Genomic DNA, 20,102 nt, shown 5'->3' with positions numbered 1-20,102 from the left:
AAGCCTTTAACCAAAATGTTTGGGATAAGAAAGATTTATGGTAAGATTAGTGATTGAATATAAAAGTAAGTGTCATTCAAAAGAAGGTGTATACTTTGATCTATTTTGATAATAGTGCGACAACCAAGCCATATAAAGAAGTACTGGATACGTTCCTGAAAGTCAATGAAAGCTATTATGCCAATCCCTCATCCGTCCACTCATTCGGTGGCCGGGTGGAAAAATTAATACAGCAATCCAGGGAACAGATCTCCTCTCTATTAGGTATAAAGACGAAAGAGGTGTTTTTTACTTCTGGAGGAACTGAATCTAATAACCTGGCGATCAAAGGGACCGCTCTTCAATACGGACACAGAGGGAAACACATCATCACAACTAAAATAGAACATCCCTCTGTCATCAACGCCTTTAAGCAATTGGAAGCGTTTGGGTTTAGGGCGACGTATCTCGATGTGGATGATCAGGGAAAGGTCCGTCCCTCCGAGTTGCAGGAGGCGATTCAGGATGATACGATCCTTGTTTCGGTCATGCAGGTCAATAATGAGATTGGCAGTGTCCAGCCCATCAGGGAAATCGCGATGATCCTGAAACACCATCCTAAGATACTCTTTCATGTCGATGCTGTACAGGCATGTGGGAAAGTCTCTCTTATTCTCGACGAAAAGCTCATCGATTTATGCAGCCTTTCCGCCCATAAAATTCATGGCATCAAGGGAACGGGCATGCTCTATGTGAGGGACGGACTCGAGCTTTCTCCTATCCTGTCCGGTGGGGAGCAGGAAGGAAACCTTCGCAGCGGTACGGAGAACACAGGTGGGATTGTTTCCTTTGCAAAGGCACTCCGAATGCATACGGAAGAAAGTAACCGGAAATTGGGATTAATGGAAGAAAATCATCAATTCCTTAGGAGAGAGTTGGAGAAAATCGAAGGAGTGACTGTTCATACACCAATCCGAGATCGCGCTCCACACATCCTGAATTTTTCAGTCAGGGATTTCAAAGGGGAAGTGCTCATCCATGCCCTTGACCGGCATGACGTGTACGTATCGACGACAAGCGCCTGTTCATCGAAGCAAAGTAAGCCAAGTCAGACCCTTTTATCGATGGGTGTAATGGATACCCTTGCAAGTAATTCAATCAGGGTCAGCCTGTCGTTTCATAATACAATAGAAGAATGCAAAGCATTCATTCTGTTATTAAAAAGTGAAATAGAGTTATTACAACATACAATGAGGAGATCACGATGAAATATAATCGCATACTAGTCAGATACGGTGAAATTTCGACCAAAGGAAGAAACCGTAAGATGTTCACAGCCAAGCTTCGTGAAAATATTTTGCAAGCATTAAAGGATTTCCCGACGATTTCTGTTGCAGCTGGCAGGGATCGCCTTCACATCCAATTGGGAGACGAAAACGGGGATCAAATCATTCCAAGATTAGAGAAAATATTTGGAATCCAATCGTTCAGTCCTGTTGTGAAAGTTCCTCAGGATATAGAGGAAATCACGAAAGCAGGATTGGCCCTCGTCAAGAAGAGTTTTGCCCCTGGTAAGACCTTTAAGGTATCAGCACGCAGAGCGGACAAGAAGTTTGAGATGGACACAAATGAATTAAATTACGAAGTGGGATCTTATATCCTCCGCAATATGGACGGCCTAAAGGTGGACGTGAAAAACCCCGATATTCAACTTAATGTGGAAGTGAGAAAAGAGGGAGTCTATCTTTCCTCTGAAATTTATCAAGGGTCCACCGGTATGCCTGTCGGGGCAAGCGGAAAAGCGATGCTTATGCTATCAGGAGGGATCGACAGTCCTGTAGCCGGTTATCTTACGATGAAAAGAGGAGTAGAGATCGAAGCGGTTCATTTTCACAGCCCGCCATTTACAAGTGAACGGGCAAAGCAAAAGGTCATCGATCTTTCGAAAAAGCTCTCTGCCTTCAGTGGAAAAGTAAAACTGCACATCGTTCCATTTACGAAAGTGCAGCAAACAATCCATGATCAGGTTCCTGAAAATTACACCATGACGTCAACGAGACGAATGATGCTCCGGATTGCGGATCAAATCCGTGAAAAGAATGAAGGTCTCGCCTTGATTACCGGCGAAAGCCTCGGCCAGGTGGCGAGTCAGACGTTAGAAAGCATGCAGGCGATTAACGCAGTTACAACCACACCTGTGTTAAGGCCACTCATTGCCATGGACAAGCTGGAAATCATTGATATCGCCCAGAAAATCGATACCCATGACATTTCCATTCTTCCTTACGAAGATTGCTGCACGATCTTCACGCCGCCTGCACCAAAGACACGCCCTAAAAAAGAAAAAGTGGAGTACTATGAAAGCTTCGTTGATTTCGAAACTCTTCTTAAAGAGGCAGTAGACGGTACAGAAACAGTCACGATCGATGGATCCACCGGTTCAAATGCAGAAAAAACTTTTGACGAATTACTCTAAGTATTTAGGATAATTTACCAGTGAAATTCCTTGTATGAAGCCATGTGTTTTTACACAATCTATATTCAACAAGGAGGTGAAAACACATGGCAAACAACAGTTCAAATCAATTAGTAGCTCCAGGAGCTCAACAAGCAATCGATCAAATGAAATACGAAATCGCTTCTGAATTCGGAGTTCAACTTGGTCCAGATGCAACAGCACGCGCTAACGGTTCTGTAGGTGGTGAAATCACTAAACGTTTAGTTCAAATGGCTGAACAACAAATCGGTGGCGGATACTCAAAATAATTAAATACAATGGCTACAAAGGAGCGGGATTCCCGCTCCTTTTCTATTTGTGTGAAAAAGAAAATTGTTTTCGTGTTTCAATCCAAAGACGATCAAATCGTATAAAATTTATGTATCACTTTCACACCGCTGTTGATTTCCGTGCAAGACTTCGCTTTCCTCGGGCGGAAGGCAAGCCTCCTCGTCGCTCTCGCTCCTGCGGGGTCTTACCTATTCCGCTTTTCCCGTAGGAGTCTTCGTCTTGCACTCCAATCAACAGCTAGAGCCTGCTAAATACACTTCATATACATAAACAACAAAAAACGAACGATGTCCTTTTGAATTTTGTTTTGAATAAATCAGTGCCTTGCTTTGCTCTCTTGGTGATTATCCATAATAATTGTTAAACATTCAGATGTTTATCCTTTAATGAATGATAAAACCAATGTTGATTGGAGCGGAAGGTGCTCGACTCCTGCGGGAAACGCTGGACAGGTGAGACCCCGGAGGCGCAGCCGAGGAGGCTCACCGCCAGCCCCGCGGAAAGCGAGCACCTGGAGCGGAAATCAACCACTACTCGCTTCTTAAATTTAATTATGTTTGTCGAATAACCTCACATATTGACGATGATCGAATATATCCAAATAATTTAAAAAATTTAAATTATTTTGTATAATAGAGGGGAATCGACATACAAGGGGGAGTCAGAAGTGAAGAGGGAAGAATTGATCGCACCGGAAAAGTATAATTTGGTGGAAGAAGTTGAGAAGTTTGCAAGTGGTGAAGAGAAGCTTGCGATCAAGTGGGAAAATGAAGAAGGAAAAAAAGAAGACATTACATATAAACAATTATTGGAAAATGTAAATAGAATTGGAAGCGTTTTCTCTGAGAAAGGGCTTGAGAAGGGGGATGTCGTCCTTGTCATGGTTCCTCGCCTGATCGAAGCGTACGCCGTTTATCTTGCAGCCCTGAAATCCGGACTAGTGGTCATACCGAGTTCTGAAATGCTGCGGACAAAGGATCTGGAATACCGGATCGATCACGGGGATGTAAAAGGGATTGTGGCGTATTCTCCATTTGTGGAGCAGTTTGAAAACGTAAGGGGCATGGAAAATCTCAAGAAGTTTGTAGTAGGGGAAAAGCAGGGCGGCTGGATTGCAATCGAAGACGAAATGATAACCGCCTCTGATCAATTAGCATTTGCCGATACGAAAAGGGACGATATGGCATTTCTTTCGTACACGTCCGGAACGACGGGGAATCCAAAAGGGGTTGTCCACACCCACGGATGGGCATACGCTCACTTGAAAACAGCGGCAAGGGAATGGTTATGCATCGAAGAAGGCGACACGGTTTGGGCAACGGCAGGTCCAGGCTGGCAAAAGTGGATTTGGAGTCCTTTCCTGTCCGTCCTTGGTTCCGGTGCTACCGGGCTTGTATATCAAGGGAAATTCGATCCGAACAAGTATCTCCAGATGCTTGAGGATAACCAGGTCAATGTTCTGTGCTGTACCCCGACTGAGTACCGACTCATGGCTAAAGTGGATAACCTGGGAACATACAAGCTGGATCATCTGCACAGCGCTGTGTCTGCGGGAGAACCGTTAAACAGGGAAGTCATCGATGCTTTTATGAGACACTTCCAGATTGAAGTCCGTGACGGCTACGGGCAAACAGAAAACACCCTCCTAGTCGGGATCATGAAAGGTATGGAATTGAAACCGGGCTCCATGGGGAAACCGACCCCTGGAAACCGGGTCGAAATCATCAACGATGAAGGATACCCATGTGAAGCAGGCGAAGTGGGAGATATAGCGGTTCACGTAGAAACGCCTGCACTGTTCAAAAACTATTATAAAGATCCTGAACGTACGGCCATGCAGTTCAGGGGCGATTACTATATTACAGGAGATAAAGCCAAGAAGGATGAAGACGGCTACTTCTGGTTTGAAGGCCGCGGGGACGACATCATCATCAGCTCCGGTTACACGATCGGGCCATTTGAAGTGGAAGATGCCCTCGTCAAGCACCCATCCGTTCAGGAGTGTGCCGTCGTTGGAAGTCCTGATGAAGTAAGGGGACTGATCGTAAAGGCATTTGTCGTATTACGGGAAGATGTAGATCAGGAGAATCCCGATCTGATTCCCTCCCTGCAACAGCACGTGAAGGAATTAACGGCCCCATACAAGTATCCGCGTAAGATTGAATTTGTAAAGGAACTGCCGAAGACAACGTCCGGCAAGATTAGAAGAATCGAACTAAGACAAAAAGAATCGAGTTCAGTGAAAAACTGATTCGGGATAGGGGGCCATTAAAGGCTCCCTATTTTTTATGAGTTTTCCATTTCAGAATCTTCCTATCATATGATACATTTGAGAAATAGACTTTTATGAAAGAAGGAAATGCATCATGGGTACTTTATGGAGAAACGGAATCATCTATACCATGCAACAAGAGGGACATCATGTGGAAGCAGTTTTTACCGAGAATGGTCTTATCAAAGGATTAGGCACCTCGGAAGAATTAGAACAGAAGTTTACGATTGATTCCATAGTGGATCTTGAACAGAAGGTAATGTTCCCTGGATTTGTGGATAGTCACATGCATCTGATCGGTCACGGTGAAACCTTGATGAGGCTTGATCTTTCCAGTATGAACAGTAAGCGTGAAGTACTGGACGCCATTTCGGAAAAAGCCAAAGGACTCGAGGAAGGCAAATGGATCATCGGGGAAGGCTGGAATGAAAATCTTTGGAGTGACGCCGCAGTTTTGACCAGGCAGGAAATCGATGCAGTCGTTCCAAAGCATCCGGTCCTCCTTAAGCGGATTTGCCGCCATGCCATGGTCGTGAATTCACTTGCATTCATTCATGCCGGTATAGATGAACGTACACCAAATCCTTCAGGCGGATTAATTGAAAGGAATGATCTGGGTGATCTGAATGGCTTATTAAAGGATAAGGCACAGGATCTTATGATCGATGCTCTGCCATCCATTTCCTCCGAATATCTCGTCGAAGCCCTGACAAAAGGGATCGAAAGCTGCTGGGAGCATGGATTGGTTGGGGGACATACAGAGGATCTGAGCTACTACGGCAACTTTAAGAAAACATATGATGCTTTTCTTAAGACCATCAACGAAGGCAAAAGGAAATTCAGGGCCCATCTTCTCGTTCATCATGAAGTGATTGAAGATTGGAAGGAGGATGGCCATCAGTTCCTGAGTGGGAATGAATTCATTGAATTCGGTGCCATGAAAATCTTCGCAGACGGTGCATTGGGTGGCAGAACGGCACTGTTGAGCTATCCGTACGCCGATGATCCAAGCACGACTGGAGTCAGCATCCATTCGAATGAACGACTTCTTGAACTTGTGAAGAAAGCTAGAAAGTATGAATTACCGATTGCGGTCCATACGATCGGGGATCAAGCATTTGAAAATGTCGTTGACAGCATCCTGGAAGCTCCTTCCATTCACAATAGACGTGATCGGCTCATCCATGCCCAAATTCTTCGTAAAGAACTAATCGGGAAAATCAAAGGTCTGCCTCTCATCCTTGATATTCAGCCGAGATTTGTGGCGTCGGATTTTCCATGGGTAATCGAACGATTGGGAAAAGAAAACATGAAGTACAACTATGCATGGAAAACGCTTCTTGAAGAAGGAATCCCTTGCGCAGGTGGATCAGACGCACCGATTGAACCGATCAATCCTCTTTGGGGCATCCATGCGGCCGTAACCCGGACGAACCCACTGGATCCAAACAGAACCGTCTATCGTCCGGAAGAAAAACTTACGATGCATGAAGCAATATCCCTTTTCACAAAGGGAAGCGCATATGCCTGTCATCATGAAGACGATAGAGGAGAGATCCGTGAAGGGTACACGGCAGACTTCACCGTCTTAGACATCGATCCATTCAAAGTTGACACAGACAAATTACTCGGTAAAGTGGTCCATATGACGATTGTTGACGAGACCATCGTCTATAAAAAAAATAAATAATCATTGCCCCCAAAACTGTTCACCGATATAATAGAGATATTTCGAAAACAGAAATAGTTTTGGGGGTGTTTTTTATGAAGCAAACGGATCAAGCCGGGATCCTCTACACAGCATTTTCATATTTTCTATGGGGCATTCTCCCGATTTATTGGAAATGGCTGAATCATGTATCGGCGGATGAAATCCTCGCCAACCGCATCTTTTGGTCGTTCTGGTTCATGCTTCTATTCTTATTCGTCAGCAAGCGTTGGAAAGATTTTTCCAACTATCTCAAAACATCTCTAACCAAAAAGAAGCAGCTATTTGCATTGCTGCTTGCTTCACTCCTGATCAGTATGAACTGGTTTATTTACATTTGGGCGGTAAATACGAATCAGATGGTAGAAGCAAGCCTTGGTTACTATATCAATCCGCTGGTCAGCGTGCTGTTAGGGGTATTCATCCTGAAGGAAAGCCTGTCAAAGGCTCAAGTCATTTCCTTTGGATTGGCGGCCATCGGAGTGCTGATCCTCACGATATCTTACGGGGAATTCCCCTGGATCGCCATTGGTCTTGCCTTCTCCTTCGGGCTATACGGATTAGCAAAAAAACTCATACAGGTGGAATCATCCATTGGTCTCACGCTTGAAACGATGACCATCGCACCCTTATCCCTGATCTACCTTGGCTACATGTTCAAAGAAGGAACCCTTTCCCTATTCCATGTTTCAGTAGGGACGGACCTCCTGCTTATGGGAGCCGGGGCAGCGACGGCGATACCTTTACTGTTCTTCTCTAAGGGTGCCCAGCAGATACCACTGTATATGGTCGGATTCCTGCAATACATTGCACCGACAATCACATTGATACTCGGCATATGGGTGTATCACGAAGCCTTTTCAGTGACTCATCTCGTTTCATTCATGTTCATTTGGCTCGCATTGACGATTTTTACCGCTTCTCGTGTGCAGTACGCGAGGAAGCGCAGAAGAGATGCGAGGTTATCAGCATAATGCAAAAACGCTCCAGGGGGGTCCCCTGGAGCGTTTTCTGTTGATCACAATTTGGCACAAGTTAGGCCAAAGGTTATCGCAAACAACCGGCCAAACTGCAGCAAGGTTCCATCCCAAACCTGCTCATTCTCAACCATTTCCCACCTTCTAACCTATAAAAACGACCGCTTCACTTTCTCCCAGAACGAGTTATCTTTCAATTTCACGGTTTTGATGACTTTATCACTCAGTTTTGCTTCTACTTTTTCCACATGCTGAATGCTCAAGGCTTCATTGTCCATTCCCATGGCCGGGTAATCGTTTCCGTCTTGAACGATCTTCAGAACGAGTCTGCGCTTTTCGCTCAGAATGAAAGAAGAACCAAGGGTGCGGTAGCGGTTATTATTCAGGGAAGCCATTTCACTCACCTGGATGCAAGGAAGCATGGGATCGACCACGGCACCGTTGACGGATTTATTATAAGCGGTACTTCCCGTTGGGGTGGCGAAGATCATGCCGTCGCCTCTGAACGTTTCGAAATGTTTGTCATCGATAAAGACATCCATGACGAAGGTCTTGATGATGCCAGAGCGGATGCTGAATTCATTCAGGCAGTGAAAGGACGTCTGGTTATCAACAGTCACTTCGATGGTCGGATATTTACGAACCTCGATCTGCTCCGTTGTCATGGCTTCTATCATCTTGGATGTGTCATCGATATGGAAGTCACAGTACATACTCAAGGTGCCGCCGGTTGAGATCCCCGCATACAAGCAGTCCTGCCTGAAACCGGTTTGACGGACGGCTTGAAGGAATGTACCATCGCCTCCAATACTGACGATGATATTGGCGGTTTTGGGAGATTCAACGATATTGAAATCATAGCGCGTGGCAAGTTCATATAAATGATCGAGCTTTGCCTGCAATCCTTCTTCATGTAATGCATAGAAATAGATATTTCGACGGTTATTCATCGTATGTACCTCCTGAATAAAAAATAAGATAATTTTTCCCATTTCCATGAAATTTTGCTAGAATCTAACTTAGTGAATATTCTATCATGTTTCCACGTGAGAATGATATTCATATCCTTACATAAGATAGGGTAAACGAGGGAGGAATATACAGATGAATGCAAAAAGGTGGACGGCATTAGGAATCGCTGGCGTATTATTCTTTGTTTCGGTAATCGTCAACTTTGCGACCTCTGCTGTGACAAGTGATTTTAATCAGGCATTTGAAGACATGTTCGGAGGGACGGACAATCCATTCTCTGAAGAAGTCATTGATGAAGGAAATGCGAATAAACGGATTGCGGTCCTGGAAGTCGAAGGTGTCATTCAAGACACGGGCGGCGCAAGCTCATTATTTGAAAGCCCGGGGTACAATCATGAACTCTTTATGGATAAGCTTGATGCAGTGGAAAAAGATAAATCTGTCAAAGGAATCATCTTGAAAGTGAATTCTCCAGGCGGCGGTGTAGTGGAAAGTGCACAGATTCACTCCAAGCTTGTGGAAATCATGGAAAAGACGAAGAAGCCGATTTATGTATCGATGGGTGGTACTGCGGCATCAGGTGGCTATTACATATCGGCTCCGGCTACGAAGATCTTTGCCAGTAAAGAAACGCTGACAGGTTCACTCGGGGTGATCATGCATAGCATCAACTACTCTGAATTAGCAGAGAAATACGGGGTGGATTTCGTCACCATTAAAAGTGGGCCGTACAAAGATATTATGAGCCCAACCCGTAAAATGACGGATGAAGAACGAAAGATCATTCAATCGATGATCGACAATTCCTATGAAGGTTTCGTGGATGTCATTGCGAAAGGGCGGAATATGTCCGAAGCCGAAGTGAAGAAAATCGCGGATGGACGGGTGTACGACGGGATTCAGGCGAAGGAAGTCAATTTAATTGATGAATTCGGTTATGTGGAAGATACCATTGCAGCGATGAAGAAAGATTATAAATTAAAAGACGCACAAGTATTTGAATACACGGCGGGCGATCCTTTCTCCGAATTCTTCAGTATGGGTGCAAAGAAAATGATGGGTCAGGATATGGAAGCGGCAGCACTTATGAAACTTCTGTCAAACCCGGGTTCTCCACGATTAATGTATCTATATTCTGAATAAGGAAGGTGAATGAAGTGAGTGATCGCTATGAACAAAATGAAACACGGGAACATATCGACGTCCAATCCTCTTCTCCTGACTATTCAAGTACCATCCGTCCCGACGGATATTACTTAGCGGGATTCTGGATAAGATTCTGGGCGTATCTGGTGGATTTGATCGTTATCGGCAGCATCACGCGTCTAATCGTGAATCCAGTTTTTAAACTATTGGACATTTCTTTATCAGATGGCTCGATGTTTGCTCCGATCTCCATTCTGACGAGCATTGTTTTCTACGGATATTTTATCTTAATGACGAAATACTTCAGCCAAACCATCGGAAAAATGGTGTTCGGCATCCGGGTCATCGAGTTGAAAGGCTCCAAACCATCATGGGGAACCATTCTTTTCAGGGAACTGATCGGGCGGTTCATCTCCACGACCATCTTTATTTTATACGTGGTTGTAGCCTTTACGAATAAGAAGCAGGGGATTCATGACCTGTTTGCAGACACGACTGTCATTCAAGAAAAGAAGAAGCTGGAGTTTAATCCGGCTGTATAATATGAGGCAAACCTGCTGAGGCGGGTTTGTTTTTTATTTTGCATCACATTAGTTTCCATTAAATGTAAAATACGCAATTAACTGTTGATTAGACGCAATTGATAATAAAATGACGCAATTAGTAGGGAATATGACGCAATTATTTGAAAAATGACGCAATTACCTTCGAAATGACGCAATCCTCCAACCATTAACACATAAGCTACCTGCAAATGCCCTCCTCTCCAACCCTTTCGATGCAAATTTTTACGTCCTAAGTTTATTTTCCTCCGGGAAGGCCATAATAAGAGGTTGAAGGGTGTGAAAATATGAGCTGGTGGATTTGGACGTTAATCATTATCGGGGCACTTATTATATTTCTATTATTCATTCTTATCATTACGAAGCTGACCGTCACTATCTCCCTGTACCATGGAAATGATAATGACCATTTCAAGGTGAAGCTTAGGGCCTGGTTTGGTTTGATTAAATATACAATCGACATTCCCCTCGTGAAGCTCGATGACGATGGGCCGAATGTGGTCGTTGAACAGGAAACGAAGAAAGGGAATGAAAGCAATCCATCCAAGAAAAAGGCATCTAAAAAGAAAATTACACCAAACGATTTCATTGCCAGCTTAAGTGACACCAGAGAGATTGTCCTTCATGTACAGTCCATGCACAGGATCATCCGGGGGTTTCTTAAAAAAGTTAAATTGGATCAAGTTCAATGGAAGACTCTCTTTGGTACCGGGGATGCAGCGTCAACGGGGACGTTAACCGGAACGATCTGGGGGATAAAAGGGAGCATCATCGGAATATTGAGCGGGTATGTGCGTCTACAATCCATGCCAGTCATTGAGGTAACTCCTACATTTCAGCACGCTGTAATTCAAACGCAATTTTCATGTATTATCCAGTTTCGCATAGGGAATGCTATCCTAGTAGGTTTAAAGATACTTCGGTATTGGAGAGGCGGCAGGGCCAGGTTTAAGACGAAGCCACTTTCCACAATTTCTGGAGAAAAACATTCAGTTTAATAAGGAGGTCTTCTAATGTCAGAACATCCGATTGAAGGTCTGATGACCACGGCAATGGAAAATTTAAAAGAAATGATTGATGTGAATACGATTATCGGTGATCCCGTTGAAACACCCGATGGAAGCGTCATCTTGACCGTGTCAAAGGTAGGCTTTGGGTTTGCTGCAGGTGGAAGTGAATTTATCATCGACAGCAAGGGGAAAGAGGATAGCGGCAAAGGCGGAGACGGCGGCGGTGATAAGTCAGCTCCTAAGCAGCAGCCGTTTGGCGGAGGTAGCGGGGGCGGTGTGTCCATTACGCCAATCGCGTTCCTGATCGTCAGTTCAAAAGGAATTAAGATGCTTCATTTAGATGAAAGCACACACCTGATCGATCGCCTGCTGGACCTGGCGCCGGGTGCCATTGAAAAGATTCAGGGCATGATGAAAAAGGATGACAATAAGCAGGATCAACACAATCAAAACAATCATAAGCTGGATCTGTAAATGATAGGGAGCTTACTCGAATGAGTGAGCTCATCTTTTTTTTGAAAAGGGATCCTATGATTTGCTTTCCCCCTTCCTTTTTCTGTACTATGAAAGTGTACATACTATTCATAGAGGAGGAACCATTAATGGCAAATATTACGTTCAAGAACAACCCTGTCACTCTATTAGGTAATGAGGTAAAAGTAGGGGACAAAGCTCCCAACTTCACAGTATTAGCTAATGATTTATCGGAAGTCACACTGAATGATTCCAAGGGCAAGGTACGTTTAATCAGTGTCGTTCCTTCCATCGATACAGGTGTTTGTGATGCACAAACAAGAAAATTCAATGAAGAAGCTACAAAATTTAATAATGTTGAAGTCTTGACGGTTTCAGTAGATCTCCCATTCGCTCAAAAACGCTGGTGCGGTGCAAACGGAATCGAAAACGTTCAAACCCTTTCCGATCACCGCGACCTTTCTTTCGGTGAAGCATTCGGCGTGCACATCCAGGAACTCCGCCTCCTTGCACGTGCTGTATTCGTCGTAAACAGCAATGATGAAGTAACGTATGTGGAATATGTAAGCGAAGCTACTGACCACCCAAATTATGAAGCTGCCGTTGAAGCAGTCAAGAACGCTAAGTAATTCAGTCCCAACTAAAACATATTTAAAAATGCTGACCTGACTTTCGGATGGTCAGCATTGTTTTTTTTACAAACGTGCGGGACAAAGGTAAAATAGATGAATGAAATTGTGATAAAGGAATGAATGCCGATGATTAATTCGCCTGTCGAATCATTATTTGGAATAATCGATGAAACGGCTACACTGCTCCAGGAAGAATTAGCATGCAGTTACCTGGAAGCCGTTGCTGAAACCGGGGAAAACCTTTTTCAGGGGGATGTCCTCCAGGAGGAAGCCAGTGAACTGACCAAAAAACGCCTGAACAAAAAGTACGATGAAGTCAGTCTATCTCAACTTGAGAACGAAAATATCCGTAAAGCGTTTCAATTTGCTATCTTAAAAGGGATGAAAGAAAATGTACAACCGAATCATCAAATGACACCGGACTCACTCGGGTTATTTATCAGCTATCTGGTAAATAAATTTACAGCTGGTAAGAATAAACTCACTATTTTGGACCCTGCAATCGGAACGGGGAATCTCCTGACGACTGTGTTAAACCAAATGCCGGGTAAAGAAACCCAGTCCATCGGGGTGGAAATTGATGAAATCCTGATCAAACTTGCGTATGTGGGGGCAGATCTTCAGAAGCATCCCCTGCAGCTCTTTAATCAGGATTCACTTGAGCCGTTATTCATCGATCCCGTGGATCTCGTGCTATGCGACCTGCCGATCGGCTATTACCCGAACGACCTGCGCTCCCAGGATTATGAGCTTAAAGCAGAAGAAGGACATTCCTATGCTCATCACCTGTTCATTGAACAAAGCCTGAAGCATACGAAAGACGGAGGATACCTGTTTTTCATCGTGCCAAACGGACTCTTTGAATCCCCGCACAGTGCACAGCTGCAAGGGTATCTCAAGGATAAGGCAGACATCCAGGGCTTCCTGCAGCTGCCCCTTTCCCTGTTTAAAAATAAAAACTCGGCGAAGAGTATCCTGGTGCTTCAAAAGAAAAAAGAAGGTATCAAGCCTCCTAAAGAGGTCCTCCTAGCCCAGCTGCCAAGTCTTTCAAACCAGAGAGCCCTTCAAGACATCCTGTCGAAAATCGATCAGTGGCTTGTACAAAATAAATAAATGGATGAATCAAGACTGCCTTTGGGCAGTCTTTTTTTTGGGTGTTTTGTAGAAGGTGGTGGAAGGGTATGCAGTAAACGAGGAGTTTATTGACCTTTTTCAAAATAGATATCGACCGAAATTTGAGTATATTGACCTTTTTGTAAGTCGACAAGATTCGTGTAGGACTACACTTGCTTTTTGATATGTCTAGCTCCAAGGCTTAGAAGCTCGAGGTCATAAGTCAGGAACACCAAAAAGGCAAAGGGCGCCTTTCCGGTGTTCCCGCCTTATGCTTGTCGCCTCTGGGCAAGCCGCCTCCGCTTTTCTTTTTCAAACTTTTGTGAAAACATTTAATTTAACATGAAAACGATGTCATTTCAAGCTTTTTCTTGAAATGGGGGGGAGTCAGTGATTTAATGGGGAATTGAGAGATAAAAAACGATTCAATGAACAGAATAAATAAGAGTCGATAGATCGAAAACAAAAGGAGCGATACAACGTGGCAAAAAAAGTGATTGCAATTAATGCTGGAAGCTCTTCGTTAAAGTTTCAGCTTTTTGATATGCCTGAAGAAACAGTTATTACAAAAGGTCTAATTGAACGTATCGGACTGAACGATGCGGTTTTCAATATAACAGTAAATGATGAGAAACGTGAAGAAGTAACGGATATTCCGAACCATGAAGTGGCCGTTAAAATGCTGCTTGAAAAGCTGACAGGCTTTGGCATCATCAACTCACTTGATGAAATCGATGGAATTGGCCACCGTGTCGTGCACGGCGGAGAGGTCTTCAATGATTCCGTCCTGATCACAGATGAAGTCGTGACGAAAATTGAAGAACTGTCTGATTTAGCGCCACTTCATAACCCGGCAAACTTAACAGGTATTAAAGCATTCCATAATGTGTTGCCGAATGTACCTGCTGTTGCTGTGTTTGATACAGCGTTCCATCAATCCATGCCGGAAAGCTCTTTCTTGTACAGCCTTCCTTATGAGTACTACGAAGATTTCGGAATCCGTAAATATGGTTTCCACGGTACTTCTCATAAGTATGTATCTCAGCGTGCAGCTGAAATGCTTGGTCGTCCGGAAGAACAAGTACGCCTGATTTCTTGTCACCTTGGAAATGGGGCAAGTATCGCAGCCATCGAAGGCGGTAAATCAATCGATACATCAATGGGCTTCACACCACTTGCCGGTGTTGCCATGGGAACACGTTCAGGAAATATCGACCCTGCCCTTATTCCGTTCATTATGGAGAAAACGGGATCAACGGCTGATGAGGTATTGAATATCCTGAACAAGAAGTCCGGTATGCTTGGTGTATCAGGATTCTCAAGTGATCTTCGTGACATCGAACAACAGGCTTCAGAAGGAAACGACCGTGCGGAGCTGGCTCTTGAAGTGTTCGCCAACCGGATTCATAAATACATCGGTTCATATGCATCACGCATGTACGGTGTAGACGCGATCGTTTTCACAGCTGGTATCGGTGAAAACAGTACACTGATCCGTGAAAAAGTTCTTCAAGGTTTAGAATTCATGGGCGTATACTGGGATCCGGCACGAAATAAAGTACGCGGAAAAGAAGCATTCGTTAACTACCCGCATTCACCTGTTAAAGTCATGATCATTCCTACGAATGAAGAAGTCATGATCGCGCGTGATGTCGTGGAAAAAGGGAATATCTAATAGATGAAACGGGATCGCCTTGGCGGTCCTTTTTTTTATTTGTTTAAAAAAGGAATGGCGTTGTTTCTGAAATAGCTGGTTTTCGGTCTCTTTCTAAAAGAATTTATCGTTAGATTGTCTGTTTCAGCTGGGAATATGAACCTGGAAGGGAGTTTTTGGCCGGATAGGGAAGAGGTTTCTTTGGCTGAAAGCCCCCTCGCTGAGGAATCATGCGAGAATTGATGGGGATCATGCCGGATTCACAATATTCGTGCGGGAAATGGGTTTTATCATGCGGGATTCTGATTAATCATGCGGGATTCTGATTAATCATGCGAGGTTTCAAATAATCATGCCACGGTGTCGAATTTTCTTCACACCCATAATATCTGACTATTCCAAAGACTCCTCCCGTAACCAAAGAATTATATACCCCATATATGATATACTATACCTAATTTAAGGAATGTAAGGAGTGGGAGCGGTGAATTGGTCAGAACGAGATAAGCAGGTATGGCAGTCGATCAAAGCGTGGAGAGATGAATTATATGAATATGAAGCGAATGATTTGGAGCATACATATGTGAGATGGTTGGATTACGCCTTTGAATCGATTCCTGAAGATGTTCAGGATCAATTTTTCCAGCGACTGGATGGTTGGTTGTTTCACATGCACTCTCTTATTCAAGGCTCACAGATGCAGAATGACGCACGTGAGCGCATTCTTGTGACGGCAAGGGCTTTCAATCAGGACATTCAGACGGTGGAGGACCTTCATTATTTAACGATTGATCAGCTTCATTACATAGCAGAACAGCATGCGGGACGCCATCGCATCTACTCCCTGCTGCAAGGAGGGGTGACGGGTACAGGTGGCCTCGTGGCGCTCGGTTCGGATCTCCCTGCCATGCTCGTCATCAATTTGCGTTCGGTGCAGCTCATTGCTGTCACTTATGGATTTGATGTTCAGACCCCGTTTGAAATGATGACGTCGTTGAAGGTGTTTCACGCAGCGACACTTCCCGCCAGACTGCGGGCCATTGCCTGGGAAGATTTGATGGAGGATTTAAATAAGAAGGATTCGAATTATTTCTATGACGGATCAGAGCAATTGACAGATTACACCTGGCTGGAAGGGTCCATGAAGCAGGCACTGAAAGCCATGGCCATTACCATGTTCAAAGGGAAGAAGTGGTCGGGTTTGCCTCTTGTCAGCATCGCCATCGGTGCAGGATCCAACTATCAGCTTTCCAGAAAGATCACTGATTTTGCGGAAAAATATTATCAATATCGCTATTTGCGGGATAAAAAAAATGATCAATAAACACAAAGGGAATGATGAACGTACATCATTCCCTTTGTGTTTTCTCAGGATTGGTCCGATACCAGATCCATAAATCATTGATTTCTGAAGCCCTTTCGGAAATCTCGCCATTGATCATACAGGATCGGTCGAAATCGTCTTCCTGTGCCAATTCCCCCTGTAGCCGCTCAATCTCCACTTCAATTTCCTGGATCCGATCCGGAATCGTGCCTCTTACCCGTTCCCATTCGAGAAGGACCATTTCTTGTTCCTGGGATGAATAAGACGGCCATTCTTTCATAAGCACGGGCAGATGAATTCCCAGTCTTGCATCATATGAAAAAAATTCGTTCTTCATCTGTTCTGAACTCCTTGCGTTACATTCTCCTTTCATCCTACATGAAAATCCCCGACAAGCCCAGTGCAAAGGCAATCTTACAATCTGTCCATAAAATATTTATACAAATTCATGAATAAGTATTGATGTATCCCTGATTAACTGCTAATATAAATTCATCTTAAAGAATAAATATTCATTTTTATATAAAATCAACAGGAGGAGATACGGATGAATAAAAAAGTGGTATTAGCTTATTCAGGCGGTTTAGATACGTCGGTGGCGGTTCAATGGTTGAAGGAAAAAGGATATGAAGTCATTGCATGCTGCCTGGATGTGGGGGAAGGAAAGGACTTGGATTTCGTACAGGAAAAAGCGTTGACGGTAGGGGCTTCTAAAAGCTATGTCATCGATGCGAAAGAAGAGTTTGCGAATGAATATGCCCTGCTCGCCTTACAAAGTCATGCACTGTACGAGGGGAAATATCCACTGGTGTCCGCTCTCTCAAGACCGTTGATTGCCAAAAAACTTGTGGAAATCGCAGAGCAGGAAAATGCAACGGCGGTGGCACATGGCTGTACGGGTAAAGGAAATGACCAGGTGAGATTCGAAGTATCCATCGCGGCACTCAATCCTTCATTGGAAGTGGTTGCGCCCGTTCGTGAGTGGAAATGGTCCCGTGAGGAAGAAATTGAATATGCGAAGGAAAAAGGAATTCCGATTCCCATCAATCTAGACTCTCCTTACAGCATCGACCAGAACCTTTGGGGCAGAAGCAATGAGTGCGGAGTTCTTGAAGATCCATGGGCCGCTCCGCCAGAGGATGCCTATGATCTAACGTCAAGCATTGAAGAATCGCCGGATAAAGCCGAAGTGGTCGAGATCACATTCTCAAAAGGTGTGCCTGTTGAATTGGATCACGTGGCTTATCCGTTGGAAGAAATCATTGCGAAATTGAATGCCATCGCTGGAAAGCACGGGGTGGGACGTATCGACCATGTGGAAAACCGCCTTGTCGGGATCAAGTCTCGCGAGGTGTACGAATGCCCAGCAGCCGTCACATTATTGAAAGCACATAAAGAACTCGAGGATCTCACACTAGTGAAAGAGCTTGCTCACTACAAACCGGTTATCGAGAAAAAAATGACGGAATTGATTTATGAAGGGTTATGGTTTTCACCACTGAATAAAGCACTGAAAGCATTCCTTGATCAAACACAGGTGTACGTGAATGGCGTTGTTCGCGTGAAATTATTCAAAGGCCACGCAATCGTCGAAGGAAGAAAATCACCTAACTCTTTATACGATGAAAATCTGGCAACTTATACAAAAGCTGATGAATTCGATCATGATGCAGCCGTTGGATTCATTCAATTATGGGGTCTTCCTACCAAGGTTTCAGCTATGGTCAATGCTGAAAAGAAAGAGAAAGTGACTCTATGAGCAAGCTGTGGGGAGGACGTTTCACTAAAAAACCGGAAGAGTGGGTGGATGAATTCAATGCATCCATCTCTTTCGATCAAGAGCTCGTACTGGAGGATATTGAAGGCAGCATCGCTCATGTGAAAATGTTAAAAAAATGCGGAATCCTTAAGGGGAGTGAAGCCAATCAGATTCTTGATGGACTACAAGTGCTGTATGGAAAGGCTGAAAAAAATGAGCTTCAGTTTTCTGTTGAGTATGAGGACATCCATTTAAACTTGGAGAAGCAGCTGATTGATTTAATCGGTGAGGTTGGGGGCAAGCTTCATACAGGAAGAAGCCGGAACGACCAGATTGCGACAGACATGCATCTGTTTCTAAAAAGACGGGTAGAGGAAATTGTGAATCTTGTTGAGGATCTTCAACAGGCCATCATCCTACAGGCTGAAGAAAATGTTGAAACGATCATTCCGGGATACACACACCTTCAACGTGCTCAGCCCATTTCATTCGCCCATCATCTGATGTGTTATTTCTGGATGCTCAATCGGGATAAGGAACGTCTTGTTGACTCTCTAAAAAGAATCGACGTATCTCCATTAGGTGCAGGAGCACTGGCAGGGACGACATTCCCCATCGACAGGGAATATTCAGCGGAGCTCCTCGGCTTCGGGTCCTGCTATGAAAACAGTCTCGATGCCGTGAGTGACCGTGATTTCATCCTGGAATTCCTGAGCAATAGCTCGATGATGATGACCCATCTTTCCCGCTTGGCGGAAGAAATGATTCTATGGTCCACGGAGGAGTTTCGATTCATTGAGCTCGATGACAGCTTCACGACGGGCAGCAGCATCATGCCGCAAAAGAAGAACCCGGATATGGCGGAGCTTGTCAGAGGTAAGACAGGCAGGGTGAATGGGAATCTCATCTCCCTTCTGACTGTTTTAAAAGGGCTGCCTCTTGCCTATAACAAGGATATGCAAGAAGACAAGGAAGGGATGTTTGATACCGTTAAAACGGTGGTTGGATCACTTAAGATTTTCACCGGCATGATGTCATCGATGAAGGTGAACAAGGATCAAATGAAGGAAGCGGTCGGAAACGATTTTTCCAATGCGACAGAGCTTGCGGATTATTTGGCGACGAAGGGTGTTCCTTTCAGACAAGCCCATGAAATTGTCGGAAAGCTTGTGCTTTATTGTATTGAGAAAGGCTGCTATCTGAAGGATGTACCGCTTGAGAAGTATGGTGAGTTTTCTTCATTGATTGAGGAGGACATTTATTCGATTCTGGCTCCGTATTCGGCTGTTGAGAGAAGGAATTCATATGGTGGTACGGGGTTTGAGCAGGTGAAGATTCAAATTGAGAAGGGGAAGGCTCAGTTGGGGTCTTTTGCTACTCAATCTGTGTAGAAAAATGTTGAACCTTAACATTAGCGAGTGCTGGTTGATTTCCGCTGCAGGTGCTCGCTTTCCGCGGGGCGTGGGTTGAGCCTCCTCGGGCTGAAGCCCTGTGGGTTCTCAACTTCCACGCATTTCCCGCAGGAGTCGAGCACCTTCCGCTACAATCAACTTGTGGGATATTCGGTATTTCTATCTTCATAAAAAGAAAGAAGCGACTGGGGTGATAGACTGACATAGCGATTTGAGACACATATAAAACACCTCTTTAGGCTGCTTGCGCCCCAAATTCTTTGGGCGTCAGGTAGCCTAATTTTTCTAGGATACGGTCTTGGTTGTAATAGCGCACGTA

19 protein-coding genes are annotated in these 20,102 nt (G+C 44.4%); 16 read left to right on the top strand and 3 right to left on the bottom strand.

Features of this window, described 5'->3' with window-relative positions; genetic code table 11:
• The first annotated feature begins 95 nt into the window (after positions 1-95).
• The 6 genes from BAA9072_RS16960 to rarD all read left to right on the top strand — a co-directional run bounded on the left by BAA9072_RS16960 (position 96) and on the right by rarD (position 7,721).
• Positions 96-1,247 (top strand): cysteine desulfurase family protein, encoded by a 1,152-nt coding sequence (locus BAA9072_RS16960; RefSeq protein WP_201715877.1) that lies wholly within the window; start codon positions 96-98, stop codon positions 1,245-1,247.
• Positions 1,244-2,455, top strand: a complete 1,212-nt coding sequence (gene thiI, locus BAA9072_RS16955; protein WP_201715876.1) for a tRNA uracil 4-sulfurtransferase ThiI — start codon at positions 1,244-1,246, stop codon at positions 2,453-2,455. The genes BAA9072_RS16960 and thiI overlap by 4 nt, the downstream gene beginning before the upstream one ends.
• Positions 2,456-2,541: 86 nt before the next feature.
• Positions 2,542-2,745 carry an alpha/beta-type small acid-soluble spore protein gene (locus BAA9072_RS16950; protein ID WP_034765764.1) on the top strand — a complete coding sequence of 68 codons (204 nt, stop codon included), beginning with the start codon at positions 2,542-2,544 and terminating at the stop codon, positions 2,743-2,745.
• 689 nt (positions 2,746-3,434) lie between these two features.
• On the top strand, positions 3,435-5,018 hold the full coding sequence (gene mbcS / locus BAA9072_RS16945; protein WP_201715875.1) for an acyl-CoA synthetase MbcS: 1,584 nt from the start codon (positions 3,435-3,437) through the stop codon (positions 5,016-5,018).
• Positions 5,019-5,133: 115 nt separating this feature from the next.
• Entirely contained in the window at positions 5,134-6,729 is a 1,596-nt protein-coding gene (locus tag BAA9072_RS16940; protein WP_201715874.1) for an amidohydrolase, read from the top strand.
• A 74-nt stretch (positions 6,730-6,803) separates the two neighbouring features.
• Positions 6,804-7,721 (top strand): EamA family transporter RarD, encoded by a 918-nt coding sequence (gene rarD / locus BAA9072_RS16935; protein ID WP_201715873.1) that lies wholly within the window; start codon positions 6,804-6,806, stop codon positions 7,719-7,721.
• A 152-nt stretch (positions 7,722-7,873) separates the two neighbouring features.
• Here rarD and BAA9072_RS16930 read toward each other — a convergent pair whose 3' ends face one another.
• Entirely contained in the window at positions 7,874-8,674 is an 801-nt protein-coding gene (locus BAA9072_RS16930; RefSeq protein WP_201715872.1) for an NAD kinase, read from the bottom strand.
• Positions 8,675-8,828: 154 nt separating this feature from the next.
• Between BAA9072_RS16930 and sppA the strand changes: the two genes are divergently transcribed.
• The 8 genes from sppA to BAA9072_RS16890 all read left to right on the top strand — a co-directional run bounded on the left by sppA (position 8,829) and on the right by BAA9072_RS16890 (position 16,612).
• Positions 8,829-9,839, top strand: a complete 1,011-nt coding sequence (gene sppA / locus BAA9072_RS16925; protein ID WP_201715871.1) for a signal peptide peptidase SppA — start codon at positions 8,829-8,831, stop codon at positions 9,837-9,839.
• Positions 9,840-9,931: 92 nt separating this feature from the next.
• Positions 9,932-10,384: an RDD family protein gene (locus BAA9072_RS16920; RefSeq protein WP_230980922.1), complete on the top strand. Its 453-nt coding sequence runs from the start codon at positions 9,932-9,934 to the stop codon at positions 10,382-10,384.
• Between the two features lie 308 nt (positions 10,385-10,692).
• Entirely contained in the window at positions 10,693-11,403 is a 711-nt protein-coding gene (locus BAA9072_RS16915) for a DUF2953 domain-containing protein (protein ID WP_201715870.1), read from the top strand.
• Between the two features lie 15 nt (positions 11,404-11,418).
• On the top strand, positions 11,419-11,889 hold the full coding sequence (ytfJ, locus tag BAA9072_RS16910; RefSeq protein ID WP_201715869.1) for a GerW family sporulation protein: 471 nt from the start codon (positions 11,419-11,421) through the stop codon (positions 11,887-11,889).
• A gap of 128 nt (positions 11,890-12,017) precedes the next feature.
• Complete coding sequence (gene tpx, locus BAA9072_RS16905) at positions 12,018-12,518, top strand: thiol peroxidase (RefSeq protein WP_201715868.1); 501 nt, start codon at positions 12,018-12,020, stop codon at positions 12,516-12,518.
• 129 nt (positions 12,519-12,647) lie between these two features.
• Positions 12,648-13,634 carry a class I SAM-dependent methyltransferase gene (locus BAA9072_RS16900; protein ID WP_408015245.1) on the top strand — a complete coding sequence of 329 codons (987 nt, stop codon included), beginning with the start codon at positions 12,648-12,650 and terminating at the stop codon, positions 13,632-13,634.
• Positions 13,635-14,115: 481 nt separating this feature from the next.
• Positions 14,116-15,309 carry an acetate kinase gene (locus BAA9072_RS16895; protein ID WP_201715866.1) on the top strand — a complete coding sequence of 398 codons (1,194 nt, stop codon included), beginning with the start codon at positions 14,116-14,118 and terminating at the stop codon, positions 15,307-15,309.
• A 463-nt stretch (positions 15,310-15,772) separates the two neighbouring features.
• Positions 15,773-16,612: an EcsC family protein gene (locus BAA9072_RS16890; RefSeq protein WP_201715865.1), complete on the top strand. Its 840-nt coding sequence runs from the start codon at positions 15,773-15,775 to the stop codon at positions 16,610-16,612.
• A gap of 25 nt (positions 16,613-16,637) precedes the next feature.
• On the opposite strand, the gene BAA9072_RS16885 is transcribed toward BAA9072_RS16890, so the two are convergent.
• Positions 16,638-16,949, bottom strand: a complete 312-nt coding sequence (locus BAA9072_RS16885; protein WP_201715864.1) for a hypothetical protein — start codon at positions 16,947-16,949, stop codon at positions 16,638-16,640.
• Between the two features lie 210 nt (positions 16,950-17,159).
• Here BAA9072_RS16885 and BAA9072_RS16880 point away from each other — a divergent pair, with 210 nt between their 5' ends.
• Complete coding sequence (locus tag BAA9072_RS16880; protein ID WP_230980919.1) at positions 17,160-18,371, top strand: argininosuccinate synthase; 1,212 nt, start codon at positions 17,160-17,162, stop codon at positions 18,369-18,371.
• A complete protein-coding gene (argH, locus tag BAA9072_RS16875) occupies positions 18,368-19,762 on the top strand; it encodes an argininosuccinate lyase (RefSeq protein ID WP_201715863.1) in 1,395 nt (464 codons plus the stop codon). Before BAA9072_RS16880 ends, argH begins: the two co-directional genes overlap by 4 nt.
• A gap of 256 nt (positions 19,763-20,018) precedes the next feature.
• On the opposite strand, the gene BAA9072_RS24715 is transcribed toward argH, so the two are convergent.
• A complete protein-coding gene (locus BAA9072_RS24715) occupies positions 20,019-20,099 on the bottom strand; it encodes a hypothetical protein (protein ID WP_408015236.1) in 81 nt (26 codons plus the stop codon).
• Positions 20,100-20,102 lie beyond the last annotated feature (3 nt).

The organism is Rossellomorea arthrocnemi (assembly GCF_904424705.1).
Classification (GTDB): domain Bacteria; phylum Bacillota; class Bacilli; order Bacillales; family Bacillaceae_B; genus Rossellomorea; species Rossellomorea arthrocnemi.
This window is presented reverse-complemented; position numbering and strand designations above follow the sequence as displayed.